The sequence below is a fragment of the Streptomyces sp. BB1-1-1 genome (assembly GCF_031597775.1).
Classification (GTDB): Bacteria; Actinomycetota; Actinomycetes; order Streptomycetales; family Streptomycetaceae; genus Streptomyces; species Streptomyces thinghirensis.
Window position 1 is genome coordinate 5,962,118 of the sequence record NZ_CP134203.1, and the last position, 26,581, is coordinate 5,988,698.

Sequence of the window (26,581 nt, forward strand, 5' to 3'; positions counted from 1 at the left end):
CGCGGACGGCGCCGCCTCCCTGGGACGGGGAGGCGGCGCCGCCTGGGTTCTCGGACCGTCAGACCAGCCAGCCGACGAAGTGGACGATGCCGGCGAGGATGTCGGTGAGAAGGTTCATGATCGTGCAGCTCCTTGCGCTGTGCATGTGTGGGACCTACTTGGGACTGTGCGTCGACTACGGTCTGCAGCCCGTCGCCCGCACAACGTAAGTATCGTTGGTCCCGGCAGTCACATACGCTCCTCAGAGCGACGATCACCTGTTCCAGGGAACAACTGATCGCTTGTTCGGATCACGCCAAGCTCGGTCAAGTCCTGCGGCCGCAGCCGCAGTTGACCGGCCGTCGCCTCCACCTCCTCCGGGGGCCGCTTCAGGATCGCCGCCGCGAGCTCCGGCGCGATCACGGAGAAGTAGCTGTCCGGCGTGGCCCAGGTGCTGCCCGGCGCGGCCAGCGCCAGCGCCCCGCCCGAGCCGCCCTCGCCGATCACCAGCGTGGTGACCGGCGTCCGCACCGACGCCACCGCCGCGAACAGGTCGGCGATCGCCGCGCCCACGCCCTGCCGCTCCGCCTCCGCGTCGCTCGCCGCACCCGGGGTGTCGACCAGGGTCAGCACCGGGATGCCGAGCCGGTCCGCGAGGCGGATCAGCCGGGTGGCGGTGCGGTACCCGGCGGGCCTGGTCGCCGTCCCGGTCTGGGCGGCGTAGGCGACCGTCCGCCCCGCGTGCTCGCCGAAGCCGCAGAGCATGCCGTCCGGGTCGGTGCCCCCGCAGCGGTCGCCGGAGAGGGCGACGCGGTGGGCGAAGTAGGCGTCCAGGTACGCCCGGGCGCGCGGGCGTTCGGGGGCGCGGGCCCGCCGTACCGCGTCCCATCCGCCGGCCGGCAGGTCCCGCGCGCCCAGCGGCTCGGGCACCGGCGCCGGACCGCCCGGGGGAGCCGTCAGCAGCCGCAGCCACCGCCCCAGCGTCCCGCGCAGCTCCCCGGCCGGTACGACGGCGTCCGCGCTGCCCGCCGCCACCTGCGCCTCGGCCGTGTACGCCGCCGGGTCGGCGCCCGGAGGCCGGACCCGGGAGCCGGCGAAACCCACCTGGGCGCCGGGCAGCGCGAGGACCACGTCGGCGCCCGCGCCCAGCGTGGCCCAGCCGCCGCCGGTCGCCGGGTCGCGCAGTACGGCGATCTGCGGCAGCCCGGCCTCCCGGGTGAGCGCCGACTGGCGGGCCACCCGCTGGAGCTGGGTCAGCGCGAGCATCCCCTCCTGCATCCGGCTGCCGCCGGTGGCGACCAACGGCACCACCGGCAGCCGGTGTTCACGGGCGTACGTGTACGCCGCCACCAGCCGGTCGCCGGTGGCGCGGCCCAGCGAGCCGCCGAGGAAGCCGAACTCGAAGGCGAGGAGCACGGCCCGGGTGCCCTGGACGTGCCCGGTCCCGCAGACGACGGACTCCTCCTCGCCGGTGCGCTCGGCGGCGCGGACGCGGGAGGCGTCGTAGCCGGGCCAGCCGAGCGGGCCGTCGGGCCGCGACTCCCTCCCCGGGTGGGGCAGTTCGGTGAAGTCGTCGGTGAGCAGGGCGAGGAACTCGCGCGCGGACGGCCGGTCAGTCATGCGTCAGCGCCCGCTTCATGATCTTCCCCATGTCGTTGCGGGGGAGGGCGTCGAGGTGCCGCAGGACGCGGGGCCGCTTGTGCGGGGCCAGCCGGCCGGCGACATGGTCGGCCAGCGCGTCGAGGGTGGGCGGCGAGGCGGGGTCGGCGGGCACGATCCACGCCACGATCCGCTCACCGAGGTCCGGGTCGGGCTCCCCGGTGACGGCCGCCTCCCGCACCCCGGGGTGTTCGAGGAGCGCGTTCTCGATCTCGCCGGCCCCGATCTTGTACCCGCCGCTCTTGATCAGGTCGGTGGCCTTGCGGCCGACGATGCGGACATAGCCGTCGGGGTCGCGCACCGCCATGTCGCCGGTGCGGAAGAAGCCGTCGTCGGTGAAGGCGGCGGCGGTGGCGTCGGGGCGGTTCAGGTACTCGGTGAACAGGTTCGGGCCGCGCACCTGGATCTCGCCGACGCTCTCCCCGTCCAGCTCCGCGATCGGCGTGCCGTCGTCCTCCACGAGCCGCAGCTCCACCCCGGGCAGCGGCACGCCCACCGTCCCGGCGCGCGGCTCGCCGTCCGCCCGCACGCTGGTGTTCATCAGCGTCTCCGTCATGCCGTACCGCTCGATCACCCGCCGGCCGGTCGCGGCGGCGATGCGCTCGTGGTCGTGCACGGGCAGCGCGGCCGACCCGGACACCAGCAGCCGGGCCCCGGCGAGCGCCTTCGCCAGCTCCGGGTCCCCGGGCAGCGCCTCGGCGATCCGGTGGTACATCGTCGGCACCCCGAACAGCATGGTCGCGCCGTCGTTCAGTTCCCGCGCCGCGCCCTCGGCGGAGAACCTGCCCAGGTGCCGCACGGACCCGCCGCGCCGCAGCGGGCCGAGGATGCCGAGCACGAGGCCGTGCACGTGGAACAGCGGCAGCCCCTGCACCAGTACGTCGTCCCCGGTCCACCGCCACGCGTCGGCGAGCGCGTCCAGGGTCGTCGCGAGCGCGCGCCGGGGAATGATGGCGCCCTTGGGCGGGCCGGTGGTGCCGGAGGTGTAGACGACGAGCGCGGGGTCGCCGTCGCCGGTGCGGCCGCCCTCGGGAACGGGTCCGGTGGCGCGCACGTCGACGTCGACGCACTCCAGGGCGGCCAGGGCGGGCGGGAGGTCGCTCCCCGGCGGCGCCAGGACGAGCGAGGGCTCGCTGTCGGAGAGGATGTGCGCGAGTTCCTTGTCGCCGGACTTCGGGTTGAGCGGCACGGCGGGGACCCCGGCCAGCAGCGCCGCCACCACGGCGACGGCGGTCTCCATCTCCGGCGTCGCCCACACGGCGACCCGCCCGGCCCCCCGGATCCGTCCGGCGGTGCCACCCGCGGCGGCGGCCAGTTCGGCGTACGTCAGGGAACGCCCGCCGAACCGCAGGGCGGGCCGGTCGGCCCCGGCGCCGGTCGCGGCCGGGGAGAGGGCCGGGAAGAGAGTGGACACGCGTCGTACTCCTTAGCTGTTGCTCACGATTTATCGGTTGTCCGAGGTGGGCCTACCCGAAGCCGGGCACGACCAGCACCAGCCACGCCAGCGCGGGCACGACCGCCACGACGATCCCTCCGTACACCATCAACTGCCGGAAGAAGCGCTCCCGGTCCGCCTCCTGCGCCGCGGCCAGCACCAGCGCGCCGTTCGTCGAGAACGGGCTGACGTCCACGACCGTCGCCGAGACCGCGAGCGCCGCCACCATGCCGACCGCGCCGATCTCGCCCTGCGCGAGGAACGGCACCGCCAGCGGGATCAGTGCGCCCATGATCCCCACGGAGGAGGCGAAGGCCGACACGATCGCGCCGATGTAGCAGAGCAGCACCGCCGCCAGCAGCGGGACGCCGATGCCGCCGACGCCCTCGCCGGCCCAGGTGATGGTGCCCATCTCCTCCAGGACGCCGACATACGTGAGGACGCCGCAGATCAGCAGGACCGTGGACCAGGCGATCTCGCCGACCGCGCGACGGCTGTCGTCCGGCCAGGCGGTGCTCAGCACGACGGCCAGGGAGACCGCGGTCAGACCCGCGTCCAGGTCGAAGCCGAGGACGGCCACCACGAGCGCGACCAGGGCGGCGAGGGTGGCGACCCGTGCGGGGGTGAGGCGCAGGCCGGCGCCGGTGCCGTCGGTGTCCTGGTCCGGACGGACGGCCACGGCGGTGGGTGCGGTACCGCCGGCCCCGGTGCTCGTGCCTCCGGCCCCCGTGCCGGTGCCGGTCCCTGTGCCTGTGCCGGCGTCGGCCCCCGCGCCGGTGGGCTCCGAGCCCTTGCCCGCCGCGCCGTCGTCGTCCGGCGTCACCGAGCCCCGCGCCCACAGCTTCCGCCCGCCGAACAGCACGAACAGCACGCTCGCGATGACGAGGTTGGCGATCAGCGAGGCCAGGAAGAGGGTGACCTCGCTGCCCGGCAGGCCCTCGCGCTCCACGATGCCGTTCACGATCGAGCCGTAGATGCTGATCGGCGAGAAGCCGCCGGCCTGCGCGCCGTGCACCACCATCGTGCCCATCAGCAGCGGGCTGATCGCGTACCGGGTGGCGAAGCTCAGCGCGATCGGCGCGACGATCGCCACCGCGGCCGGGCTGACCGCGCCGATGGCCGTGAGCGCGCCGGTGAGCGCGAACATCACCCACGGGATCAGCGCGACCCGCCCCCGCACCAGCCGGACGGCGGCGTGCACCAGCCAGTCGGTGGTGCCGTTGGCCCGGGCGATGGCGAAGAGGTAGGTGACGCCGACGAGGACGACGAACAGGTCGCCGGGGAAACCGGCGAAGATGCCGTCCGCGTCGAGGCCCGCGACGAGCGTGCCCACCCCGAAGGCGGCGGCGAAGGCGAGCGCGCCCATGTTGACGGAACGGGTCGTGGCGATGACGAACACCACGACGAGGACAAGGATCGAGATGAGTTCGGGGGACATGCGGGGGCTCCCGAGGGCTGACCTTATTGGCTGAGTGGCTGAACCACTTGAACGGTGCGGCTGGTCGGTCAGCGTGGGCCCGCCCCGGTCCCGCGTCAAGGGGTCGCGCACGAATTGGCTCAGCCACTCGGCCACGCGCCGCCCGGTGTTACGCTCCCGGCGAGAGGGGGATCTCGTGACCGACGCCCTGCGCCCCATGACCAAGCAGCGCCTGTACGAACAGGTGCTGGAGCGGCTGCGCCAGTACGTCACCGACGGCGGCCTGCGGGCCGGCGACCGGCTTCCGCCCGAACGGGACCTCGCCCAGCGCCTCGGTGTCAGCCGGGCCTCGGTGAAGCAGGCGATCGTGGTCCTGGAGGTCCAGGGCCTGGTGGAGGCGCGGCACGGCGGCGGTACGTACCTGGTGCGGGACAGCCTCGACGTCGAGCCGGTCGAGGACATGGTCGAACGCCGGCGGCGGCTCCCGGACGTCCTGGAGGCCCGCGAGGCGCTGGAGACGAAGCTCGCCGAACTGGCCGCCGAGCGCCGCACGGAGGACGACCTGGCCGCGATGCGGTCGGCGCTGGGCGTGATGGCCGAGGAGATCGGGAGCGGCGGTCACGGCGTCGAGGGCGACCGCCTGTTCCACGCGGCGGTGACGGCCGCCGCGCACAGCAGCCTGCTCGCCGAGTTCATGCGCTCCATCGCCCACCAGATCGCCGAGAGCCGCACCGAGTCCCTGCGCCAGCCGGGCCGCCCCGGCCGCTCCCTGGCCCAGCACCAGGACATCCTGGACGCCGTCGCCGCCCGGCAGCCCCGGCAGGCCGCCACCGCGATGCGGCGCCACGTCCGCACGGTCGCCAAGGTCCGGCTGCTGGACTGGGACCCGGAAGAGGAACGGTAACCAATGACCCGTACATCCGTAACGCCCCGAATAGCGCTCGTCACCTGCCGTCCCGGACCGCACGTCAGCGAGGACCGCGATCTCCCGGTGCTCGTGCGGGCGCTGGAGGAGGCGGGGGCGCGGGCCTCCGCCGAGGTGTGGGACGACGACGGCGTCGACTGGGGGTCCTTCGACCTCGCCGTGCTCCGTTCCACCTGGGACTACAGCTGGCGCGCGGACGAGTTCACGGCGTGGGCCGAGAAGTGCGGCCAGGTCACGCGGCTCGCGAACCCGGCCGGTGTCGTGCGGTGGAACACCGACAAGCGCTACCTCGGCGACCTCGCGGCGGCCGGCGTGCCCACCGTCCCCACCCGCTACACGGCCCCCGGCGAGGTGCCCGACCTGCCCGGCGACCACGAGTACGTCGTCAAGCCCACCTCGGGCGCCGGGGCCCGCTTCGCCGCCCGCTACACACCCGACGAGCACGCCACCGCCGTACGACAGGTGGAGCGGATGCACGCCGAGGGGTTCACGGCGATGGTGCAGCCGTACGTGCGCAGCATCGACACCGCCGGTGAGCGGGCTCTCCAGTTCTTCGGCGGGCGCCTGCTGCACGCCAGTCGCAAGGGCGCCGTCCTCACGCCGGGGACGCCGTACGACGAGCGCAAGGTCGCGCACCCCGGTCTGGAGCCCTGGACCCCGGCCCCGGCCGAACTCGCCGTCGCCGAGAGCGCCCTGGCCGCCGTACCGGACGCCCCCGAGCTGCTGTACGCCCGCGTCGACCTGGTGGACGGGGAGGACGGACGGCCGCGGGTGATGGAGCTGGAGCTGGTCGAGCCGAACCTGTTCCTGTGGCTGCACGAGCGGTCGCTGCCGCGGGTGGTGGAGGCGGTGCTCGACGCGGCCCGCTAGCGGTCGCCGACCGCCGTCCGCTGGAGCAGTCCCCAGGTGAACTCCGCGACGACGTCGTGGCGTTGCCCCCGCGCGTCCGGGGCGGTGAAGGCCAGCCCCCAGCGGGTGGGCGCCGAGCCCTGGAGCGGGCGGGCGGGGGCGAAGGCGCGGGCCGCCTCGTCGACCGTGCAGGACCAGGGCGTGAGGTCGTCCAGGGTGCGCAGCTCCGGTCCCTCGGCGCCGGGGGCGCGAACCAGCCACTCGTTCCACACGACGCCCTTGTCGGCGACGAGCACCTCGAAGCGCAGGTCCGGCCAGAGGGGGAGCCGCCACTGCCGGGCCTCGCACTCCAGGTCGCCGATCCGGCGGGGCGTCGCCGACTCGGGCTCGCCCAGGACCGAGCGGTAGCGGGCGGCCGCAGAGCGGGAGCGGGGCGAGCGGAGCATCGCCTGCCAGCGCTTGTTGGCCTCCCGCATCTCCGCGAGCGAGGCGCCCAGCTCGCGACGGGCGTCCTCGACCGGGCCCGGATTGTGGTCGGCCATGCGGCGCAGCAGTACGAGCTGGAAGTCGCGCGGGGTGAACGGGCCGGCGGGCTGCTTTCCGGTGGGCATGGAGACCATCGTGGCCCATGGCTCGGGGCGCGATCGCGGTGCCGCCTGCCCATTGCCCCGGCAAACGCGATATGAGTAGCCTGTGTTCGCTATTCCGATCGCCTGTTGAAATCTCGAACAAACTTAGGGAGGGGGCGGGACATGGGACGCCTCGTACCAGCCGTGACCCGGGCTCTCGACATACTGGAGCTCTTCCTCGACGGGGACGGCACGCTCTCCGCCCCCGACATCGTGCGCCGGCTCCAGCTGCCGCGCACCACCGTGCACGAACTGGTCACCACGCTCGCCGCCCGCAAGTACATCGTCCCCGTGGCCGGGCAGCCCGGACGGTACCGCCTCGGCGTGCGCCCGTACCAGCTCGGCGCACGCTACGCCGAGCACCTCGACCTCGCGGCCGAGGGCCAGCAGGTCGCCCGGGCCGTCGCCGAGACCTGCGACGAGACCGTGCACGTGGCGATCCTGGAGGACACCGACGTCATCTACATCGCCAAGGTCGACTCCACGCACGCGGTGCGCATGGTGTCGGCGGCCGGCCGCCGGCTGCCCGCCCACTGCACCTCCGTCGGCAAGATGCTGCTGGCCTCCCTCCCCGAGCAGGAGGTCGCCGCCCGCTTCCCCGACGGCGCCGAGCTGACCGCGATGACCCCGAACAGCATCACCGAGCCGGCCGCCCTGCGCGAGGCCCTGGCCGGGATCCGCGGGCGGGGCATCGCGGTGGAGAGCCGCGAGTCCAACCCGGACGTCTCCTGCGTGGCCGCCCCGGTCCGCGACCGCACCGGCCGGGTCGTCGCCGCGCTGTCCATCTCCGTGCCCATGATCCGCTGGAGCGAGGAGCGCCTCGGCGAGCTGGAGCAGCTCGCCGTCAAGGGCGCCGCCGACCTCTCCGAGCGACTCGGCCACCGGAGCGCGGCATGACGAAGCACGGTACGACGCCGACCGGGACGGAGTACGACGTGGCCGTCCGGGCGGAGGCGTCCCTCGGCGAGGGGCCCACCTGGGACCCCGTGACGGGCCGCCTCCTGTGGATCGACATCCTGAACTCCCGCGTCCACACCTACGACCCGGCCACCGGCCGGCGCACGGTCCGCCGCACCGACCAGCACGTGGGCGCCGTCAAGCCCCGCGCGGGCGGCGGCCTCGTCCTCAACCTGCGGGACGGGATCGGTCTGCTAGACACCGACGACACCTTCCGCTGGCTGCACCGGGAGGTCGTCCCCGGCCGCCGCGCCAACGACGCCGCCGTCGCTCCCGACGGCACGCTGTGGGCCGGCACCATGCGCTACGACGAGGCACCCGGCGGCGGTTCGCTGTCCCGGGTCACCGGGGACGGCACGGTCGAGCTCCTCCTCGGCGACGTGGCGGTGAGCAACGGCACCGGCTGGAGTCCCGACGGGCGGCTGATGTACTACGTCGACTCGCCGACCCGCCGTATCGACGTCTTCGACGTCTTCGAGGACGCGGACCCCGGCACCGGGGAAGGCCGGATCACGGGACGCCGGGCCCTGGCCACGATCGAGGACGGCGCCGGTTTCCCGGACGGCCTGTGTGTCGACGCCGAGGGCTGCGTGTGGGTCGCCCTGTGGGACGGCGGCGCGGTACGCCGGTACACCCCGTCCGGTGACCTGGACCGGGTGATCGCCCTCCCCGTTCCCCGGGTCACGGCCTGCGCCTTCGGCGGCCCCGGCCTGACCGACCTGTACATCACCACGGCCCGGGTGGGGCTGCCGGCCCCGCACCCGCTGGCCGGCTCGGTTCTGGTGGTGCCGGGCGCGGGCCGGGGGGTGGCCCAGCCGGCGTTCGCGGGCTGAGCGCGGGGCCGCCGGAGCGGGGGCGGACGCCGGTGCGCGTCCGCCCGTTCCCTCACACCCCCGTTCCCTCACACCCCCGTGCGGTCCAGCCCCCGGAGCACCTCCCGCTCACCCGGGGTCAGCGGCGGCCCGGTCAGCGGGGCGAGCGGGGAGCCGGCCAGGGCGGCCAGGACCGCGCCGGGGCGGAACATGCGGGTCGGGGGCGTGCGCATGCTGGTGACGTCCCAGATCGCCGAGGCCGCCGCGAAGGAGCCCGCGGCCGCCCTCGTCATGCGCCGCGTGTACGCCGTCACGACGCGGTCGGCGGGCCCCGGCCGTCCGCCGCGCACTCCCGGGTAGAGGACGTCCTGGCCGACGGCCATGGACCACGCCGGGTCCGCCGAGCGCGCCGCACCCCGCAGCACCCGCCGGGCGAGACCGGGCGCGCCGAGACCGCCGGCCCGCTCCAGCTCCCGGCCGAGGACCCGCGCGCCGAACGCGGCCACCGACATGCCGTGCCCGTACGCCGGGTTGAAGGTGGCCAGCGCGTCGCCCAGGACGACGAAACCGTCGGGCCACCGGGCGGACTTCTCCAGGTACCGCCGCACATTGCTGGTCGACCGGCTCAGATGCACGTCGGTGAGCGGCTCCGCGCCGGAGATCAGCCGCCCCACGATCGGATCCGGCAGGTCGAGCGTGTACCGCAGGAAACCCTCCGGGTCCGCCGGCGGCTCACCGCCTCGCGTACCGCCGCAGCTGACCATCCACCGGTCGTCCTCGATCGGCAGCACCATCGCGCTCCGCCCCGGCCGGGACACGTACGGGTCGGACTGCACGATCGTCAGCGGAAACCGCTCCGCGCCCTCCGGAACCCGGTAGACGCGCGTCGCGTTGACCAGCCCGGAGTCCACGGTGTGCTCCCGGACACCGGCAAGACCGAGCCCGTCGAGCCAGGTGACGACCCGGGTGCCGCGCCCGCTCGCGTCGACGACGAAGTCCGCGTCGAGATCCGTGTCCCCGCCGACGGCCGCGACGCGCACGCCCCGCACCCGGCCGGCGGAACCCGTCAGCCCCACCACCGCCGCCTTGCGGACCTCGATCGGACAGTGTTCCAGCACCGCCGCCCGCACCGTCCAGTCCAGCAGCGCCCGGCTGCACGTGAGCATGACGGGCCCCTCGCGCCGCCACCGCCGCAGCCAGCCCTCGGGCGTGCGGGCCAGCATGCCCGAGCTGAGGGATATCTCGTGGGCCCCGGCGGCGAGCAGCCGTTTGCCCAGGCTCACGCCCGGCACCAGCTCCTCCATGGCGGCCAGCCCGCCGGCCATGAGCAGGTGCGCGTGCCGCCCCTGCGGCAGCCCACGGCGGTGCTCCGGCCCCTCGGGCAACTCGTCCCGGTCCAGCACGATCACCTCGTCCACGCCCGCGGTGGACAGCACGGACGCGGCCAGCATCCCGGCCAGGCCGGCACCGATGACGACAGCTCTACGCGACATGGGGCTCCTCGGGTTCAGCCATGGGTCCGGTCATGGAAGACGGGTCCGCTCCGCCGGACGCGGCGGGCGGTCGGTCGAGCGCCTGCGCCAGCTCCACCAGTCCGCTCGGGCCGGACACCTCGGTGGCGTGCAGACGGTAGGTACCGGCGGTCTCGGGCGGTTCCTCACCGGTGACGGCCCGGCGCGCGGCGTCGGCGAGCATGGCCGCCTCCGCCGCCAGCCGGGCCTCGTGGGGTGAGCGGCCCGCGCCCAGGGCGGTGTCCCGCACCCGCTCACGGACCCGGTGGTCGAAGTACGGCGCGAGCGCGAGCAGGGCGTCGTGGATGGACACCTCGCGCCACTGGAGCCGGGCCTGGGGAAGCTGCCACCAGGCGGTCGGCGGCTTGGGGGCGGTGGACACCGACCTGACCAGGGACCACAGCGGATCCAGCCGCCGGTAGTCGCCCAGCCCCCGCCAGTGGCCGACCACGGGGGGCAGCAGCCTGGGCAGCAGGAACCCGGCCGAGCACAGCAGTGCGGCCAGTGACGCCATCGGCGGGGCCACGGTGGTGGACAGGAAGTCGAGGTCGTGCCCCGACCAGCGGGCGACGACCGCCGTGTACTTGGTCAGCTGGAACCCCACCACGTCCAGCAGCGCCCCCAGCAGGATCAGCCGCAGTCCGGCCCGCAGCAGTCCGCCCACCTCGCGGCCCCACTTGACGCAGACGGCGCACATCACGAGCATCGCCGCGCTGTGCCCGAGCAGGTACAGCAGGATCATCTCCCGCATGTACGGGGTGCCGGCGTAGTACGTGTCGAGGTCGGTCAGCCGCTCGGTGTCCGCGTCGGCGAGCGTGAACAGCACGACGATGGCGACCACCAGGAGACCGTAGGCGGCCATGCAGCGCAGCACCATGCGCCGCACCCGCTCGCGGGAACCGCCCCGCCAGTTGATCAGCAGCACGAGCACGGCGCAGCTGTACGCGGAGAGCATCCCGTAGGTCAGCGGGGCCCCGAAGTTGGGGACGCCGGTGAGTTCGTTGACGGTGGCGAGGGTGGCCGGGGCGGCGCAGACGAAGACCAGGGCGCCGAGGACGACCGCCATGCTGGTGGACAGGGTCAGCGGGTTCCGCATGGCCGTGCGCGGACGGCGGAACAGCAGGACGGAGGTCATTCCGAACACGACGGCCGCCAGATACACGACGAGACTCATACCGGCAGACTCCTCTCGCCCGGGGCCCGGTTCACGCGGTTCCCGCCGTGGTCCTGCCGCTCGGCACGGCGGCGGGGACCGGCGGCGGCGCCGTGCCGGCCAGCGCGTCGGCGATCCGGCCGAGGGCGGCCGGGCCCGGCACGCGGCCGGGGAGCGGACCGGCGCCGCCGGGAAGCGGGGCATCCCCCTCCGGTTCAGCCTCGTGCCGCACCGCGGCGACGATCACCGCCGCCCAGGCGTCGGCCTCGGCACGTTCCGGATCACCCGTCGCCGCCAGCACACCGGCGTGGACCCGGTCGTACAGGTCCCGGTCGAAGTACGCGTCCAGGTGGCCGAGCGCGTTGTGGACGCTGGTCTGGCGCCACATCAGCCGGGTGGCGGGGGAGGCGAACCGGGGCCGGGGCAGCCGCAGCGCCCGGCGGGTGAGCAGGTCGTCCAGCGCCCGCTCCAGGGGTTCGAGCCGGGCGTACGTCCGCCGGGCCCGCCGCCACTCGGTCACCCGGGGCGTCACCAGCGGGACCAGCACCCCGACGACCATCAGCAGGGCACCGAGACCGGCGGCGGCCGGGGAGAAGGCGGTGTCGAGTGCCGACCAGTCCCGCCCGGACCAACTGGCGCCCACCGCGACCAGCTTGGCGACGCTGTAGCCGGCGCCGCACAGCGAGCCGACGCCGAGCAGTGTCAGGCCCGCCCGCAGCCCGCCCCGCACCCGGCGCGCCCAGCGCAGCGACATCACCGTGGTGACGGTCACCGCGATGAGGTGCGCGACCAGGTACAGCACGATCATCTGGGCGATGAACGGGGTGGTCGCGTAGTAGGTGTCCAGGTCGGTGCGGCGCTCCACGGGCGCGTCGCCGAGGGCGAAGGTCACCGCGATGCCGAGGACCACGGCGGCGTACGCGAGCGTCCAGCGGCGCGCCGTGCGGTGCACCCGGGGCCCGCCGCGCCAGTGGACGACGAGGACCTGGGAAGCGGCGCAGTACCCGGTGATCGCCGCGTAGGTGAGCGGGGCCGCGAGGTTCGGCACACCGCTCAGCCGGTTGACGGCGCCGACCGTCGGAGGTGCCCCGAGCAGGAAGCAGAGCCCGGCCAGCCCCAGCACGGCGCAGATGGCGCGCAGATACGGATCGCGGCGGTGGCGCACCAGATCGGGGGCCTTCACCAGCAGGCCGAGCCAGAGCACCCCGCAACTGACGTAGTTGATCAGGCCGTTCATCTCGTCGTCCCGCGGTAGTTGAGCGCGGCCCCGATGCGTCCGGCGAGGTCCTGGGGGTCGTCGGGTTCGCCGCCCTCCGCGGCGAACACCGAGTCGGTGGAGGCCTCCAGCCAGGTGCGCAGCCGACGGCCCATCAGCATGCCGAAGCGGTCCGCCTCCTGCTCCTCGGCCAGGGAGAAGTCGGTGCGCGCGGCGACCGGCCGGGGGCCTGCACCGACGTCCGTCTCCGCCTGGCGGCGGCTCATGTGCCACACCTCGTGGCAGAGGATCACGATCTGGTGCCACACGGCGGCGCGCTCGTCCACCACCACGTCGTCGTGGCTCTCGCGCTCCAGCCACAGTCCGCTCGCGGTGTGCGGCGGGAACGCCGCGCGGTGGACGATCACGTCGCGTCCCCGCCAGGCGCTGACGGAGGCGACGAGCGCGTCGAACAGGACTTCGGGATCGGCCGGGACCGGCACCCGGATGGGGTCGATGAGGGCGTCAGCGAGACGACGCATCTCCTTCCTGGTACGCACCGCTGTCTCCCTGTTCCCCTGGTTGTTGCTCGGTCACCTGTGCAATATGCCAAGACGGGTGCCGTCCGGGCCAGTTCCGCGTGCGGCACGGTCACTCGGTGACCGCCACGGTGTCCTCGGGTGCCGCGGCGCGGGCGCGGATCTCCCGGAGCACTTCGGGGTGGCGCAGGGCGCGCGAGAGCGCCCCGATCTCGCGGAGCAGGTCCGTGGTGTCGGGGTCGCGGGTGCCGTCGCCGCCGTCCGCGCGGGGCCCGGCGTCGACCGCGTCGAGGATCACCACCGCCGAGGCGAGCGCCTTCGCCCGCGCCGGGGGGAAACCGAGGCCGAGGGCGGCGACGTACGACCGCTCGCCCAGCCGTTCGTCGGTGCGCCGGGCCAGCGGCAGCAGGACGTCGCGGATGAAGGTCTCGCGGCGGGTCAGGCGCAGCTCGGGGCTGGCGCGCAGGACGAACGGCACTCCGGAGCCGTGCACGGTCCGCGTCAGCCGGTACAGCGGTCGCAGCCGGCGGTGGGCCAGGCGGATCCGCCACCGCTCGCGCAGGTACTGCCCGGCGTGCGGCAGGATGAAGCCGACCGCGATCGACACCGCGGACAGACAGGCCAGGGCCGGGGCCACGTCCAGGCTGAGCCAGTCCAGGTCGTTGCCGGTCCAGCGGGCCGTGACGGCGGTGAGTTTGGCGGCGTCGAAGGCCAGGTTCAGCGCGTAGCCGACGCCCAGGAACCGCAGTCCCCAGCGCAGCCAGGCGTCGAATCCGCCGGTGCGGATCCAGTTCCAGATCAGCTTCGAGGTGATGAGCACGGCGGTGGTGTGCGCGACGAGGTAGAGCAGGATCTCCTCGCGCATGAACGGCGTGTTGGCGTAGTACGTGTCGAGGTCCCGGGTGCGCTCCACGGGCACGTCGGCGAGGGCGAACAGCACCCAGAGCGCGACGATCACGCTGCCGTAGGCGAAGACGACCCAGCGCGTGGCCCGGCGCGTCGGGGCGGAGCGCTCGGACAGCCCGTCGCGCCAGGCGATGATCAGCACAAGACAGGAGCCGCAGAAGGCGGTGAGCAGCGAATACACCCAGGGCGCCGAGATGTTGGGCACGCCCGTGACGCGGTTGACCCAGACGATGGTCGAGGGCGCGACGAACACGAACACCGCGCAGGCGAGCAGCAGCAGGCCGCCGACCGCGCGCAGCAGCGGGTCCTTCCAGAGCCGGATGATCGTCGGCACCTTGATCGCCAGGGCGGCGGCCAGGACGGCGGCCGGGACCCACCAGAAGGACGTGTAGAACTCGCTGAGGAACGAGGCCGGACCCATGGCCGCGTCCGCGGACTCCATCTTCGTCCCCCACCCCCGCCGGCACCCGCCGTCGTCTCCAAGGACGTTCGAGCCTACGCGGCTGGATGTGTCCGCGTCATGCGATGGGGGCGCGCGGAAAGTCGTTCCCCGAGTTCTTGTCCGAACCATTGACGCGCCGTCGTCGCCCACTTACGGTCCCGTTCGAAGTTACGAGCGGCATTCGATATTTCGAACCATCTATGAGCAGATAGGGCAGGGCATGGGACGACCTGGCCTGGATCGCAGGCACTTTCTGGCCGCGGCGGGCGGCCTGACGGTCGCGGGGAGCTTCGGTTTCGCGGCCCTGGGCACGGGCGCCGACGCGCTCGCCTCCGGTGCGGACACCCGCGTGAGCTACTGGAACCTCTTCAGTGGCGGCGACGGCTACAACATGATCGCGATGCTGGACTCCTTCCGTAAGGACAACCCCGGCATCGACGTGAAGGACTCCACCCTCCAGTGGGGCAGCCCCTTCTACACCAAGCTCGCCATGGCGGCCGCCGGCAACCGCGCACCCGACCTCGGCGTCATGCACCTCGGCCGCGTCACCGGCTTCTCGCCCGGCCGCCTCCTGGACCCCTGGGACGTCGGCCTGCTCGCCAAGTACGGCGTGCGGGAGGCGGACTTCAACCCCGAGCTGTGGAAGCGCGCCGTCATCGACGGCAAGCTCTACGCCCTCCCTCTCGACATCCACGTGCAGCTCTGCTTCTACCGCAAGGACGTGCTGAAGAAGGCGGGCCTGCTCGGCGCCGACGGGCGGATGGTGTCCGTGACGTCGGCCGAGGAGTGGTTCGACGTGCTCAAGGAGGCCAGGAAGGCCACCAAGAAGGGCCTGCAGACCATCGGCTTCTGGCACAACGACCAGAACTTCCAGTGGTGGGACTTCGTCACCTTCTACACCCAGCTCGGCGGCACCTGGTTCAACGACGACAAGACCGAGGTCACCTTCGACACCGACAAGGCCACCCAGGTCCTGGAGTTCCTGCGCCGGCACGTCGCCGACGGCTACGCCGACCCGAGCTACGGTGGTGGCGCGGGCGCCGAACAGTTCGTCAACGGCGCCCCCTTCGCCTGGGAGGGCAACTGGTCGGTGCCGGTCTTCTCCGGCGCGGAACTCGACTACGGCGCGGCCCCGCTGCCGCCCGTCTTCGGCAAGCAGGCCACCCACGCCGAGTCGCACTCCTTCGTGCTCCCGCACCAGGCCGGGCGCGGCGGCGCCACCAACGAGGCCGCGCACCGACTGGCCGCCTACGTCGTCAAGCACGCCCAGCAGTGGGCGGCCGGCGGCCACATCCCCGCCTACACGCCGACCCTGTCCACGGCCGCGTACAAGGAGCTGAACCCGCAGAGCGAGTACGCCGGCGCGATGGACCACCAGGCCACCGAGCCCAAGGTGTGGTTCGCCGGATCCACCGGCATCCTCGCCCAGCGCGTCGGCCCGATCGTCGTCTCCTCGACGATGGGCTCGGCGAAGCCCGAGGCCGCCGCCCGCCGCATGAAGGGCGTGCTCACCGACCTGCTCGGCACGAAGAACCCCATGGACGGCAAGACCGCCGCGCAGGGAGGTGCGGCCGCATGACCACGACCAGCGCTGAAACGATCATCCGCCCGGCGCGCGCGAAGACCGCCGCCGACAGCGCCACCGTCCGCCGCAGGCAGGGCTTCCAGCACGGCGGCTGGTTCGTCGCCCCGTTCCTCGCCCTGTTCGCGCTCTTCGTCGTCTGGCCCCTGCTGCGCGGCCTCTACCTCAGCTTCACGGACGCCAACATCTCCGGCGACAGCGCGAGCTTCATCGGCCTGGACAACTACAGCGAGGCGCTCCAGGACCCCCTGATGTGGGACGCGCTCGGCCACAGCGCGTACTTCACGCTGCTCGTGGTGCCCTGCATCACCGTCCTCGCCTTCCTCCTCGCGATGCTCGCCCACCACATCGAGCGCGGCAAGTGGCTGTGGCGGCTCTGCTTCTTCATGCCGTTCCTGCTGCCGTCCACCGTCGCCGCCAACCTGTGGCAGTGGCTGTTCAACCCCGGCACCGGCATGATCAACCACGTCTTCGGCCTCGAGACGCCGTGGCTGACCGACAAGTCGTACGCGCTCCTCGCGGTCGTCATCACCACCCTGTGGTGGACGGTCGGCTTCAGCTTCCTGCTCTACCTCGCCGCCCTCCAGGGCATCCCGTTGCACCTCTACGAGGCCGCCAAGCTGGACGGCGCGAACGCCTGGCACCGCATGCTCCACATCACGCTGCCGATGCTGCGCAACATCACCGGCCTCGTCGTCGCCCTCCAGATCCTCGCCTCGCTCCAGGTGTTCGACCAGGCCGTGGTGATGCAGGACTTCGGGCCGGGCCCGGAGGAATCGACCCGCACCTTCGTGCAGTACACCCTCGAACAGGGCTTCACCAGCTACCGCGTGGGTTACGCCTCCGCGATCTCCATCATCTTCTTCGTGCTCATCGCGGCCGTCGCCCTCGCCCGGATGTGGCTGCTGCGCAACCGTGAGGAGGGCGGCCGATGACCACCGCCGCGGCGCCGACGCGCACCACACCCCGCAGGGCCTGGTCGACCGGCCAGATCGTGCTCACCCTCCTCGGCACGGCCGTCTCCCTGCTCTTCCTGGCGCCGCTCGCCTGGGCGCTGTTCACCTCGCTCAAGTCGGAGACCGAGGCCGTCGAGGTGCCGACGCACTGGCTGCCCGAGGACTGGACGGGCCAGGCGTGGACGGCCCTCTTCGAGACCGGCAACATCACCAACTGGTTCGTCAACTCCCTGGTCGTGTCGGTCTGCGTGACCACGGTCGTGCTGCTGGTCAGCGCCCTGGCCGGCTACGGCTTCGCGCGCACCGAGTTCCGGGGCAAGGGCCTCCTGATGGGCGTGGTCATGGCCGGCCTCATGGTCTCCCCGGCCGTGCTCGGCGTCCCCCTGTTCACCACCGTCCAGCAAATGGGGATGGTCGACACCTACTGGGGCATGATCCTGCCGCAGTGCGCGCCCGCCGCGATGGTCTACATCCTCTACAAGTTCTTCCAGGGCATCCCGCGCGAACTGGAGGAGGCCGCCTTCATCGACGGCGCCGGCCGCTGGCGCGTCTTCTTCACCATCATCGTGCCGCTCTCCCGCCCCTCCCTCGCGGCGGTCGGCATCTTCACCTTCATCAGCTCGTGGAACAACTTCCTGTGGCCCTACATGGTGACCAACAACCCCGACCTGATGACCATGCCGAACGGCATCGCGACCGTCATGAACTCCTACGGCATCCAGTGGGCCCAGCTCATGGCCGGCGGCCTCATGGCCGGCCTGCCGCTCATCATCGTCTTTGTCTTCTTCCAGCGGCAGATCGTGGCGGGCGTCGCCCACACGGGATTGGCGGGACAGTGACCGTGCGCAGAACCCTCGTCGCCGTGGCGGCGGCATCCCTGCTGGCCCTGCTGCCGAACGCGGCGCAGGCGGCGGAGAGTTACCCCGACCCGCGCCCCATCACGGGCCAGGAGATCATCCACGACCCCACCGTCATGCCGCTGAAGGGCGGCGGCTACGTCGCCTACTCCACCGGTGGCGTCATCGGCGCCCGCCTCTCCGAGGACGGCAGGCACTGGGACGACGCGGGCAACGCCTTCGCGAAGCCCCCGGGCTGGTGGTACGAGTACAACGACACCGGCGACCCGTGGGCGCCCGACCTCTCCTACCGCGCCGGCCGCTACTGGCTCTACTACGCGGTCTCGTCCTGGGGCACCAACCACTCCGCGATCGGCGTCGCCACCTCCCGCACGGGCCTGCCCGGCACCTGGACCGACCACGGCAAGGTCTTCTCCTCCGAGACGACCGACACCTGGAACGCCATCGACCCGGCGGTCGTCCAGGCCGACGGCCGCCTGTGGATGTCCTTCGGCTCGTACTGGAGCGGCATCCGCATGGTCGAGCTGGACCCGCGCACCGGCAAGGCCGTCCGGGACGCGGAGGTCCACCACCTCGCCACCCGCCCGGACGAGCCGTACGCCGTCGAAGGCCCGGCCATCGTCAAGCACGGCCGCCACTACTACCTGTTCGCGTCGTACGACGCGTGCTGCTCGGGCGTGGAGAGCACGTACAAGATCAAGGTCGGCAGGGCCACGGACATCAAGGGCCCCTACGTCGACAGCACCGGCACTCCCATGCTCCAGGGCGGCGGCGACCTCCTCCTGGAGGGCCACGGCCGCCACATCGGCACGGGCGGCCAGTCCGTGCACCGCGACCGGGGACAGGACTGGCTGGCCTACCACTACTACGACGCCGAGGACGAAGGCACGCCCAAGCTCGGGCTGAACGCCTTGACCTGGACCAAGGACGGCTGGCCGAAGGTCTCCTAGGGCACGGCCGGCCACGACGAACCCGCGGACACACGCGAACCTCTGGAAAGGCAGACATGCGAACCGCCCGCTTCACCCTCGACCCCGCCTTCACCGTCGGTGAGGTCAACCCCCGCCTCTTCGGCTCCTTCGTGGAACACCTCGGCCGCTGCGTGTACACCGGCATCTTCGAACCGGGCCATCCCACCGCGGACGACGCCGGCCTGCGCCAGGACGTGCTGGACCTGGTCCGGGAACTCGGTGTCACCGCCATCCGCTACCCCGGCGGCAACTTCGTCTCCGGCTACAAGTGGGAGGACTCGGTCGGCCCGGTGGAGGACCGCCCCCGCCGCCTCGACCTGGCCTGGCGCTCCACGGAGACCAACCGCTTCGGCCTCTCCGAGTACATCGCCTTCCTCAAGAAGATCGGCCCCCAGGCCGAACCGATGATGGCGGTCAACCTCGGCACCCGAGGCGTCGCCGAGGCCCTCGAACTCCAGGAGTACGCCAACCACCCCGCCGGCACCGCGCTCTCCGACCTGCGCGCCGAGCACGGCGACAAGGACCCCTTCGGCATCCGGCTCTGGTGCTTGGGCAACGAGATGGACGGCCCCTGGCAGACCGGCCACAAGACCGCCGAGGAGTACGGCCGGGTCGCCGCCGAGACCGCCCGCGCCATGCGCCAGATCGACCCGGATCTCGAACTCGTCGCCTGCGGCTCCTCCGGCCAGTCCATGGACACCTTCGCCGAGTGGGAGGCGACGGTCCTCAAGGAGACGTACGACCTGGTCGACCACATCTCCCTGCACGCCTACTACGAGCCGTTCGACGGCGACATCGACTCCTTCCTCGCCTCCGCCGTGGACATGGAGTCGTTCATCGAGAACGTCGTCGCCACCTGCGACCACATCGGCGCCCGCCTCAAGTCCAAGAAGAGGATCAACCTCTCCTTCGACGAGTGGAACGTCTGGTACATGGCCAAGACCCAGGCCGAGGTCAGCGCCCTGGACTGGCCCGAGGCGCCCCGCCTGCTGGAGGACAACTACAGCGTCACCGACGCCGTCGTCTTCGGCTCGCTCCTCATCGCCCTGCTGCGGCACGCCGACCGCGTCACCGTCGCCTGCCTCGCCCAGCTCGTCAACGTCATCGCCCCGATCATGACCGAACCGGGCGGTCCGGCCTGGCGCCAGACGACGTTCTTCCCGTTCGCGCAGGCCTCGAAGTACGGCCGCGGCGAGGTCCTCGACGTCCGGGTGGACTCACCGACGTACGAGACGAAGAAGTACGGCGAGGCGGACCTGCTGCACGCCACCGCCGTGCGCGCCGAGGACGGCTCGGTCACCGTCTTCGCCGTCAACCGCTCCCGCACCGAGTCGCTGCCGCTCGACGTCGCCCTGAGCGGCCTGGACCTGACCGAGGTCGTCGAGCACAGCGCCCTCGCGGACGCCGACCCGGACGCCCGCAACACGCTCGCCGAGCCCGAGCGGGTCGTCCCGCACCCGGCCGAGGGCACGACCGTGGCGGACGGCAGGCTGACCGCCTCCCTGGAGCCGCTCTCCTGGAACGTGATCCGGCTGCGCTGAGACCCGACGAGGTCAGCGGCGCGGGCCGGGGGAGGCGACCGGTTCCACCGGCACCCCTCCCGCCGCGCCGCCCAGCAGCTCCAGCCGCGCCGCCCTCGGCCCCGACACCGCCTCGCCGTCGGCCAGGACGGCGAGGGCCAGGGTGTTGGCGGCGGCGCGGGTGCGCAGGATGCCGTTCGGCAGGACGAAGGTGTGCGGAGCGCCCGCGGGGCCGTCGCCGACGTACTCGCCCATGTTCCAGCCGTTCAGGAAGACCTGGGCGCGGTGGTCGCGGTCCGGGCCGCCGTCTAGGACGAGCCCGACCGAGGCGTCGACGTCCGGCGGGACGTCCAGCCGGAAGGTGGTCCGGTACCAGGTCACGCCCTGGCGCCGGTCCTCGCGGGGGAAGGACGCCGAGGACACGGACTCCCAGCCGCCGTCGTCGTACCCGGGCAGATGCCAGCCCCACCGCTCCCCGTACAGCCCGCCGTTGTTGAGCGGCCCGCGCACGGGGTCGGGCGCGGCGGCGCCCTGGATCCGCCACTCCACCCGCGGTGACGCCCCTTCGAAGGCGGCCGAGGTCAGCCCGCGGGCCGCCTTGTAGGTGTCCTGGTCGTGCTGGGTGCGCCGGACCAGGACGGACAGCACGGCGGCGGCGTCGGGGTTCGCCCGACGCTTCTCCCGTAGCGCCGTCCGCAGCTCCTCCGGCAGGCGGAAAGCGGCCGTGGCCGTCCACGTGCCCTCGCCGCCGTCGTCACCCCGGCCCATCCGGTGGATGCCCAGCGGCTCCCCGTCCAGCCAGGCCATCAGCATCCCGCGCGCGCCCGTGCTGTAGGCGAGGGACACCGACTCCAGGCCCGCGGCGCCGGTGAGCCGGCCCCGGTACCAGACGTCGCCGTAGTGGAAGCCGTAGTCGTCGGCGAAGAGCACGGGCTGCCCGTCGGGCACGGGGGTCGTGCTGTGCGACGTCCGCCGGTCGGCGACCGTCCACCCCGAGTCGTCGTAGCCGGGCCCGGACTCCGGGTTCTCGGTGCGGCGCCGCCAGCCGTCCAGCGCGGGCAGCACCAGCTCGGGCACGCCGGGCAGCGGCCAGACGGCCATCAGGCTCTGGGCACGCCCGACGGATGCCTCCACCGGCTCGCCGTTCCAGGTGACGTGGGTGATGCCGCGCGGCGCCCACACCTCCAGGCCGCGCTCCTCGACGGTGTCGCCGGTCAGCCGGATCGTGGCGCCGTCCAGGGCGACGTCGCGCAGCAGCGCCGGGCCGTGCACGAGGACCCGGCCCGACGGGGTCTCGTACGGCCACAGCCGCAGCGAGGCGGCGTCGTCGGCGACGAGCAGGATCAGGGTGCGGTCGGACTCGCCGCTGCGCACCCGCAGCCGGGTCACCCGGTCCTCGCCGAGGGGCACCGTGATGTGCAGTTTCCCGTGGTCGTACGCCCAGGCGGCCTCCTCGTCCAGCCGGGTCGGCCACGGCTCGTGCGGGCAGTCCAGCACCAGGTGCGCCGACTCGCCGGCCCGGCCCACGAAGGCGGCGATGTCGAGGCGTCCGACGCTCAGGGACATCATGGGCTGCACGGTGGCGTACGCCAGTTTCCGGCCCGCTCCCAGGTGGAGCCCGGTGGCGAACAGCTTGGCGTCCCGGGCGGGGACGGTGACCTCCACGTCGGTCCCGCCCATCGGCAGCGTCGACGTGACGTCGGTCGCGGAGTCGTTGCGCGCGACGTACGCGTGGGTGCCGGTGTCCGGGTTGGCCAGGTGCCGCACCTTGATGCGGGCGTCCGCGGCCCTGACCTCGGGGGCCTCGTCCAGCCGCGTGAAGTCGGGCACGTGGCGGAGCAGCTGCCCGAGCTGGTGGAGCGGGGCGAGCTTGTCCGTCGGCCGGCGGGCCTCGTCGATCGCCGCGGTGGGGTCGTACGTGGGCGTGGGCGCGGACGGCGCGGACAGCCAGCCCCACGAGGTGCCGCCGAACGCCGTGTGGACGTTGTGCAGCGTGACGCCGTGCGCGAGGTGGTCGAGGTGGACCCGGCGCGCCTCGGCGGCGTCCCGGGTCCGCTCCGCCTCGCCCCAGGCGACCGGGGTGTCGGCGTGCAGGAGGGGTACGTCGATGCCGTCGGCGCGGAGCTTGTCGTGCAGGCGGGTCAGGCGGGCGCGCTGGGGGGCGTCGACCTGGTAGAGCAGGACGGTGCCGGTGCCGCGGGTGTACTGGTGCCGGGCGGCGACGGCGTTGACGCGGCTCAGCCACTCGTCGGCGTGGCGCATATAGGCGGGGTCGAGCGTCCGGGCCGTGCCCTCGGTGGCCGTCAGCCAGCCGGGCAGGCCGCCCGCGTCCACGTCCGCGCCGATGAACGGGCCCGGCCGGAGGACGACGTACATGCGGGTCTCGGCGGCCGTGCGCAGGAACAGGTCCAGGTCGCGGACGCCGGAGAAGTCGTACTCGCCGGGGGCGGGGGAGTGCTGGTTCCAGGCGAGGCGGACGCTGACCGCGTTGTAGCCGTAGGCGCGCATCTTCTGCAGCACGTCCCGCCACAGGGACGGGCTGGGCAGCCGGAACGGGTGCATCTCGCCGGACCACAGCGCGAGGCGTCTGCCGTCGATCAGCAGGGAGTACCGGTCCAGGGCGACCCGGTGGCGGACCCCGTCCGCGCCGGGCGGTCCGGGCGGCGGCCCGGTGGGCACGGGGCCACGGACGCCGGAGCGGGGCAGCGCCTGGCTGCTCACGCTGCCGCCGAGCGCGAGACCGAGGACGGTGGTGCCCGCGAGGGCGCTGAACGCTCGTCTGCTGAGCCTGCTGAGCTCCAAGGGAGCCTCTCCTGTTGCTGTACTTCTGGTGCCGCGCTGCCGGGCCATTCTCCACAACCGGACCGGCGATGCGTTAAATGGCCAAAGTGCGACCTGTTCGCGTCCCGCGGGTGTGCATACGATGCGACCGCCCCGTGAATGACATGTGCACAACAGATGTGCAGGTCATTCAACTACATCCACCCCCCACTGACCGGGATGGGAGACCCATGGCCACCGGCCTGCTCCTGAGCGGCACGATCGCCGCGCTCCTCACCTCCGCGCTGCCCGCGCAGCACCAGCCCTCCGGCGGGTTCGAGGACCCGCCGCCGGACAAGATCGTCATCAAGGTCGCCACGGTGAACGGCTCCGGCTGCCCGCAGGGCACGGCGGCGGTCGCCGTATCCGATGACAACACCGCCTTCACCGTCACCTACAGCGACTACCTCGCCCAGGCGGGCGGCGACTCCGCCTCCACGGACTTCCGCAAGAACTGCCAGCTCAGTCTGCTCGTCCACGTCCCGCAGGGCTTCACCTACGCCGTGGCCAGCGCGGACTACCGCGGTTTCGCCGCCCTCCAGTCCGGCGCGACAGGCACCCAGCGGGCCTCGTACTACTTCCAGGGCTCCCCGAACACGGAGTACCGCACCCATCCCTTCAGCGGCCCGCTCAACGACAACTGGCAGGCCACCGACAGCACCGACTGGGCCCAGCTGGTCTGGGCGCCCTGCGGAGTCCAGCGCAACTTCAACATCAACACGGAGCTGCGGGTGAGCACGGGGACGTCCGACCCCGCCAAGGTGAGCTTCATGACGATGGACTCGACGGACGGGGAGATCAATACGGTGTACCACCTGGCGTGGAAGGAGTGCCCCGAGTCCTGACCGGGTGAGGCCGGGTGCGCGGACCTGTTCGACGTGGGCCGCGGTCCTCTCCCGGTTGACGACGCACGTGCGGGGTAGGGTCCGCACGTGCGTTGATCCTCCGGGCGGCGGCCGAGCGCCGCCGCAGACGGTACGGGCGACCCCGCCGGCGCGGGGCCGCCCGGTCGGCATACCCGTCGTCCGCCCTCACGGAGATCACGTCATGACCGCTCACACCCCTCAAACCCCTCAGACTGCTCGGCAGCCCCTGACCTACGACGCCTTCGTCGAACTCGCCTCCGCCGACCCGGCCGTCGTCGGACTCGTCCTCAAGGGCTCCCGGGCCCACGAGGGCATGACCACCGAGCACTCGGACCACGACCTGTACGTCGTCCTCGCCGACGGCGCGACCACGGCCCTCACCGGTTTCGCGGGGCACCGCACCCCGGAACTCGACCTCGTCGTCCTCTCCCTCGACGCGTTCCGCGCCGCCGGAATGCCCGGCTTCGAGCGGTACGCCCTCGCCCGCGCCCGGATCGTGCTGGACCGGCTGGACGGAGGCATCGCCCGGGTACTGGCCGCCAAGGCACGGCTCGACCCCGACGAGGCCTTCCGGGACGCGGGCGAATGGCTCGACGCCTACGCCAACTCCCTCTACCGCTCGGTCAAGAACGACCGCGACGGACACCCGGTCGCGGCCCGGCTCGACGCCGCCGACAGCGTCCGGTTCCTGCTGGAGCTGCTCTTCGCGCTGGACCGCCGCCCCCGCCCCTACAACAAGTACCTGGAATGGGAACTCGCCCGGTTCCCGCTGCCGGGCTGGGAGACGGGCCCGCTGCTCGACGCCGCGGACCGCGTCTCGGCGACGGGCGACGTGTCCGTACAGCGCCGTCTCTTCACACGGGTCGAGGCGGTGGCCCGCGCGGCCGGGCAGGGGGCCGTGCTGGACGCGTGGGGCGAGGACCTGGACCTGATGAGGTTCACGGCCCGGACGGCCGGCACAGCAGCGGCTTGTCCAGTTCCGAGCAGGGGCGGTGGCCCTGGGAGCGGATGATGTCCTTGCCGACCTCGTTGGCGAGGTAGCGCAGGAAGCCCGCGGCGATCGAGTCCGCCGGGGGTTCGCCGTAGGTGTAGGCGATCTCCGTCTGCCAGTACGGGTAGGCGCCCTCGTCGGCGCCCTCCAGGGTCGCCGGGTAGCCGTCGATGCGGACCAGGCGCACGTCGTCGCGGGCGGTGGCGGCGCCGACCTCGCTGTGGCCGAGGGCACCGGGGACCGAGGCCACGGTGTCCAGCAGGCCGGGGGTGGCGCCGACCTCGCAGCGGCCGGGCGTCTTCGTGTCCAGGCTCCTGCAGTCGTTGGCGGTGGTCGCGAGCAGGGGCCTGCCTTCCAGGACCTGCTCCTGGAGCGTGGTGCGGGTGCCGGAGCCGGGGTTGCGGCTGACGAGCTGGACGGGCAGGTCGTTGCCCCGCACCTGCTTCCAGTTGGTGATCTTCCCGGCGTAGATCTCCCGGACCTGCTTCAGCGACAGGTCCCGGACGCCGGTGTCCTTGTTGACCACCAGGGTGAACAAGGACAGGGCCACCGGCCTGGGCAGCAGTTGCGGGCGGCCGTCGGACTTGGGGCCGTCACTGAACGACAGCCGGTTTCCCAGTCCTCGACTCTCCTCCGACCCGGCCTTGCCGCCTGCCGCGGCGAGGGTGTCCAGCCCCGGGACGCTGCCCTTGAAGGAGTTGTCGGTGAGCGGGATACGGGCGTCCGTACAGGTCTTCGTGTACTGCTCGGCGGCGCGCTCCAGGATCGGCTGGAACGCCGTCGAGCCCGTCAGGTGCAGCGTCCCCTCGGCGCAGTCCAGCGGCGCGGCCACGGTCTCGTCGCTCCGGGCGAAGGTGGACACGGACTGGGCGACGCTCACCAGGACGAGCGCGGCGAGCAGCCAGCGGACCGGCCGGGACGCGAAGGGGTAGTACTCGGTCCTCTTGATGGTCCCGCCGCGCACCCCTCCGACGACGCCCGCGGTGACCTCCGGATCGGGGAAGTCGGTCTCGGTGAAGTCCGGTACGCGGTCCAGAACCGCCAGCACCTTGTAGTGCGCCCGGCGGTTGAGCTTCACCTTGGGCAGCCTGATGACACCGTCCGTGGCCCCGAGGCCCGGCGTTCCCGGTGCGAAGAAGTCGCGCAGCACGGTGTGGCTGCACTCCGTCACGACCATGCCGACGACGCGGCGGCCCGGGAACGCCACGCGTATGCCCACCGGGTCGTTGGCGGGGGCCACGTAGTCCTCCTCGACTATCGGGGTCCAGCCGACGTTCTCCATCCGCAGCAGGACGACCGAGGGGTCGTGCAGGTCGGCGCCGTCCCACTGCATGCGCTGGAGCACCCCGGCCTCGGGTCCGGAGGACGTGGCCGAGTCCCGGGCGCTGGTGTCCATCTGGACGCGGTAGCCGAGCCGTTTGCGGCCCGCGAGGAAGAACTCCCACAGGGCGGCGGTCACGGGCACGGCGAGGCCGAGCACGGCGATGACCGACTCCCACGGAACACCGTTCACAACCGACTCCCGGGGCATGGACGTACCTGGATGGGGAGGCCATGTTGTCCGGGGAGGAGGGCGGTCGACCGGGTCTGTGCTGACCGGCCGTCAGGAA

General features: G+C 72.8%; 22 protein-coding genes. 11 read left to right on the forward strand and 11 right to left on the reverse strand.

Annotated elements, in window-relative coordinates; genetic code table 11:
- Positions 1–228 precede the first annotated feature (228 nt).
- The 3 genes from RI578_RS27275 to RI578_RS27285 are packed head-to-tail and all read right to left on the reverse strand — an operon-like array spanning position 229 to position 4,511.
- Positions 229–1,599, reverse strand: coding sequence for a carboxyl transferase domain-containing protein (locus tag RI578_RS27275; RefSeq protein ID WP_310873534.1), 1,371 nt, complete (start codon positions 1,597–1,599; stop codon positions 229–231).
- Positions 1,592–3,052, reverse strand: a complete 1,461-nt coding sequence (locus RI578_RS27280; protein WP_310873535.1) for an acyl-CoA synthetase — start codon at positions 3,050–3,052, stop codon at positions 1,592–1,594. The genes RI578_RS27275 and RI578_RS27280 overlap by 8 nt, the downstream gene beginning before the upstream one ends.
- Before the next feature lie 52 nt (positions 3,053–3,104).
- Positions 3,105–4,511 (reverse strand): SLC13 family permease, encoded by a 1,407-nt coding sequence (locus tag RI578_RS27285; RefSeq protein ID WP_310873536.1) that lies wholly within the window; start codon positions 4,509–4,511, stop codon positions 3,105–3,107.
- Positions 4,512–4,686: 175 nt separating this feature from the next.
- On the opposite strand from RI578_RS27285, the gene RI578_RS27290 reads away from it, so the two are divergent.
- Together RI578_RS27290 and RI578_RS27295 are read left to right on the forward strand one after the other, a co-directional pair.
- Positions 4,687–5,394, forward strand: coding sequence for a FadR/GntR family transcriptional regulator (locus RI578_RS27290; protein WP_310873537.1), 708 nt, complete (start codon positions 4,687–4,689; stop codon positions 5,392–5,394).
- A gap of 3 nt (positions 5,395–5,397) precedes the next feature.
- On the forward strand, positions 5,398–6,285 hold the full coding sequence (locus RI578_RS27295; protein WP_310873538.1) for a hypothetical protein: 888 nt from the start codon (positions 5,398–5,400) through the stop codon (positions 6,283–6,285).
- On the opposite strand, the gene RI578_RS27300 is transcribed toward RI578_RS27295, so the two are convergent.
- Entirely contained in the window at positions 6,282–6,875 is a 594-nt protein-coding gene (locus RI578_RS27300; protein ID WP_310873539.1) for a hypothetical protein, read from the reverse strand. The two genes, RI578_RS27295 and RI578_RS27300, sit on opposite strands and share 4 nt — an antisense overlap.
- A gap of 141 nt (positions 6,876–7,016) precedes the next feature.
- Here RI578_RS27300 and RI578_RS27305 point away from each other — a divergent pair, with 141 nt between their 5' ends.
- Together RI578_RS27305 and RI578_RS27310 are read left to right on the forward strand one after the other, a co-directional pair.
- The gene (locus RI578_RS27305; protein ID WP_121746808.1) at positions 7,017–7,790 is read left to right on the forward strand and encodes an IclR family transcriptional regulator; all 774 of its coding nucleotides are present in this window, start codon (positions 7,017–7,019) and stop codon (positions 7,788–7,790) included.
- Positions 7,787–8,683, forward strand: a complete 897-nt coding sequence (locus tag RI578_RS27310) for an SMP-30/gluconolactonase/LRE family protein (RefSeq protein ID WP_310873540.1) — start codon at positions 7,787–7,789, stop codon at positions 8,681–8,683. The genes RI578_RS27305 and RI578_RS27310 overlap by 4 nt, the downstream gene beginning before the upstream one ends.
- 68 nt (positions 8,684–8,751) lie before the next feature.
- Here RI578_RS27310 and RI578_RS27315 read toward each other — a convergent pair whose 3' ends face one another.
- From RI578_RS27315 to RI578_RS27335, 5 genes are all read right to left on the reverse strand, one after another.
- Complete coding sequence (locus tag RI578_RS27315) at positions 8,752–10,155, reverse strand: FAD-dependent monooxygenase (RefSeq protein WP_310873541.1); 1,404 nt, start codon at positions 10,153–10,155, stop codon at positions 8,752–8,754.
- A complete protein-coding gene (locus RI578_RS27320; protein WP_310873542.1) occupies positions 10,145–11,347 on the reverse strand; it encodes an MAB_1171c family putative transporter in 1,203 nt (400 codons plus the stop codon). Before RI578_RS27320 ends, RI578_RS27315 begins: the two co-directional genes overlap by 11 nt.
- A gap of 31 nt (positions 11,348–11,378) precedes the next feature.
- Positions 11,379–12,563, reverse strand: coding sequence for an MAB_1171c family putative transporter (locus tag RI578_RS27325; protein ID WP_310873543.1), 1,185 nt, complete (start codon positions 12,561–12,563; stop codon positions 11,379–11,381).
- Positions 12,560–13,081, reverse strand: coding sequence for a toxin (locus RI578_RS27330; protein ID WP_310873544.1), 522 nt, complete (start codon positions 13,079–13,081; stop codon positions 12,560–12,562). The genes RI578_RS27325 and RI578_RS27330 overlap by 4 nt, the downstream gene beginning before the upstream one ends.
- A 91-nt stretch (positions 13,082–13,172) precedes the next feature.
- On the reverse strand, positions 13,173–14,408 hold the full coding sequence (locus RI578_RS27335) for a DUF6545 domain-containing protein (RefSeq protein WP_310873545.1): 1,236 nt from the start codon (positions 14,406–14,408) through the stop codon (positions 13,173–13,175).
- Between the two features lie 220 nt (positions 14,409–14,628).
- Between RI578_RS27335 and RI578_RS27340 the strand changes: the two genes are divergently transcribed.
- The 5 genes from RI578_RS27340 to RI578_RS27360 are packed head-to-tail and all read left to right on the forward strand — an operon-like array spanning position 14,629 to position 20,315.
- Positions 14,629–15,987, forward strand: a complete 1,359-nt coding sequence (locus RI578_RS27340) for an extracellular solute-binding protein (RefSeq protein ID WP_310873546.1) — start codon at positions 14,629–14,631, stop codon at positions 15,985–15,987.
- Positions 15,984–16,925, forward strand: coding sequence for a sugar ABC transporter permease (locus RI578_RS27345; RefSeq protein WP_310873547.1), 942 nt, complete (start codon positions 15,984–15,986; stop codon positions 16,923–16,925). Before RI578_RS27340 ends, RI578_RS27345 begins: the two co-directional genes overlap by 4 nt.
- Positions 16,922–17,785 carry a carbohydrate ABC transporter permease gene (locus RI578_RS27350; RefSeq protein ID WP_310873548.1) on the forward strand — a complete coding sequence of 288 codons (864 nt, stop codon included), beginning with the start codon at positions 16,922–16,924 and terminating at the stop codon, positions 17,783–17,785. The genes RI578_RS27345 and RI578_RS27350 overlap by 4 nt, the downstream gene beginning before the upstream one ends.
- The gene (locus RI578_RS27355) at positions 17,782–18,753 is read left to right on the forward strand and encodes an arabinan endo-1,5-alpha-L-arabinosidase (protein ID WP_310873549.1); all 972 of its coding nucleotides are present in this window, start codon (positions 17,782–17,784) and stop codon (positions 18,751–18,753) included. The genes RI578_RS27350 and RI578_RS27355 overlap by 4 nt, the downstream gene beginning before the upstream one ends.
- Positions 18,754–18,809: 56 nt before the next feature.
- The gene (locus RI578_RS27360) at positions 18,810–20,315 is read left to right on the forward strand and encodes an alpha-N-arabinofuranosidase (RefSeq protein WP_310873550.1); all 1,506 of its coding nucleotides are present in this window, start codon (positions 18,810–18,812) and stop codon (positions 20,313–20,315) included.
- Between the two features lie 12 nt (positions 20,316–20,327).
- Here RI578_RS27360 and RI578_RS27365 read toward each other — a convergent pair whose 3' ends face one another.
- The gene (locus RI578_RS27365) at positions 20,328–23,096 is read right to left on the reverse strand and encodes a beta-galactosidase (protein ID WP_310873551.1); all 2,769 of its coding nucleotides are present in this window, start codon (positions 23,094–23,096) and stop codon (positions 20,328–20,330) included.
- Between the two features lie 209 nt (positions 23,097–23,305).
- Here RI578_RS27365 and RI578_RS27370 point away from each other — a divergent pair, with 209 nt between their 5' ends.
- Together RI578_RS27370 and RI578_RS27375 are read left to right on the forward strand one after the other, a co-directional pair.
- Entirely contained in the window at positions 23,306–23,959 is a 654-nt protein-coding gene (locus tag RI578_RS27370; protein ID WP_310873552.1) for a DUF4360 domain-containing protein, read from the forward strand.
- A gap of 202 nt (positions 23,960–24,161) precedes the next feature.
- Positions 24,162–24,992 carry a hypothetical protein gene (locus RI578_RS27375; protein WP_310873553.1) on the forward strand — a complete coding sequence of 277 codons (831 nt, stop codon included), beginning with the start codon at positions 24,162–24,164 and terminating at the stop codon, positions 24,990–24,992.
- On the opposite strand, the gene RI578_RS27380 is transcribed toward RI578_RS27375, so the two are convergent.
- Positions 24,919–26,484, reverse strand: a complete 1,566-nt coding sequence (locus tag RI578_RS27380) for a substrate-binding domain-containing protein (RefSeq protein WP_310873554.1) — start codon at positions 26,482–26,484, stop codon at positions 24,919–24,921. The genes RI578_RS27375 and RI578_RS27380 overlap by 74 nt on opposite strands.
- Positions 26,485–26,581 lie beyond the last annotated feature (97 nt).

Coding starts and splice junctions, on each gene's coding strand:
- RI578_RS27275 (WP_310873534.1), bottom strand. CDS start 1,599: ATGACTGACCGGCCGTCCGCGCGCGAGTTCCTCGCCCTGCTCACCGAC.
- RI578_RS27285 (WP_310873536.1), bottom strand. CDS start 4,511: ATGTCCCCCGAACTCATCTCGATCCTTGTCCTCGTCGTGGTGTTCGTC.
- RI578_RS27295 (WP_310873538.1), top strand. CDS start 5,398: ATGACCCGTACATCCGTAACGCCCCGAATAGCGCTCGTCACCTGCCGT.
- RI578_RS27300 (WP_310873539.1), bottom strand. CDS start 6,875: ATGCCCACCGGAAAGCAGCCCGCCGGCCCGTTCACCCCGCGCGACTTC.
- RI578_RS27305 (WP_121746808.1), top strand. CDS start 7,017: ATGGGACGCCTCGTACCAGCCGTGACCCGGGCTCTCGACATACTGGAG.
- RI578_RS27310 (WP_310873540.1), top strand. CDS start 7,787: ATGACGAAGCACGGTACGACGCCGACCGGGACGGAGTACGACGTGGCC.
- RI578_RS27315 (WP_310873541.1), bottom strand. CDS start 10,155: ATGTCGCGTAGAGCTGTCGTCATCGGTGCCGGCCTGGCCGGGATGCTG.
- RI578_RS27320 (WP_310873542.1), bottom strand. CDS start 11,347: ATGAGTCTCGTCGTGTATCTGGCGGCCGTCGTGTTCGGAATGACCTCC.
- RI578_RS27325 (WP_310873543.1), bottom strand. CDS start 12,563: ATGAACGGCCTGATCAACTACGTCAGTTGCGGGGTGCTCTGGCTCGGC.
- RI578_RS27335 (WP_310873545.1), bottom strand. CDS start 14,408: ATGGAGTCCGCGGACGCGGCCATGGGTCCGGCCTCGTTCCTCAGCGAG.
- RI578_RS27340 (WP_310873546.1), top strand. CDS start 14,629: ATGGGACGACCTGGCCTGGATCGCAGGCACTTTCTGGCCGCGGCGGGC.
- RI578_RS27345 (WP_310873547.1), top strand. CDS start 15,984: ATGACCACGACCAGCGCTGAAACGATCATCCGCCCGGCGCGCGCGAAG.
- RI578_RS27350 (WP_310873548.1), top strand. CDS start 16,922: ATGACCACCGCCGCGGCGCCGACGCGCACCACACCCCGCAGGGCCTGG.
- RI578_RS27360 (WP_310873550.1), top strand. CDS start 18,810: ATGCGAACCGCCCGCTTCACCCTCGACCCCGCCTTCACCGTCGGTGAG.
- RI578_RS27370 (WP_310873552.1), top strand. CDS start 23,306: ATGGCCACCGGCCTGCTCCTGAGCGGCACGATCGCCGCGCTCCTCACC.
- RI578_RS27375 (WP_310873553.1), top strand. CDS start 24,162: ATGACCGCTCACACCCCTCAAACCCCTCAGACTGCTCGGCAGCCCCTG.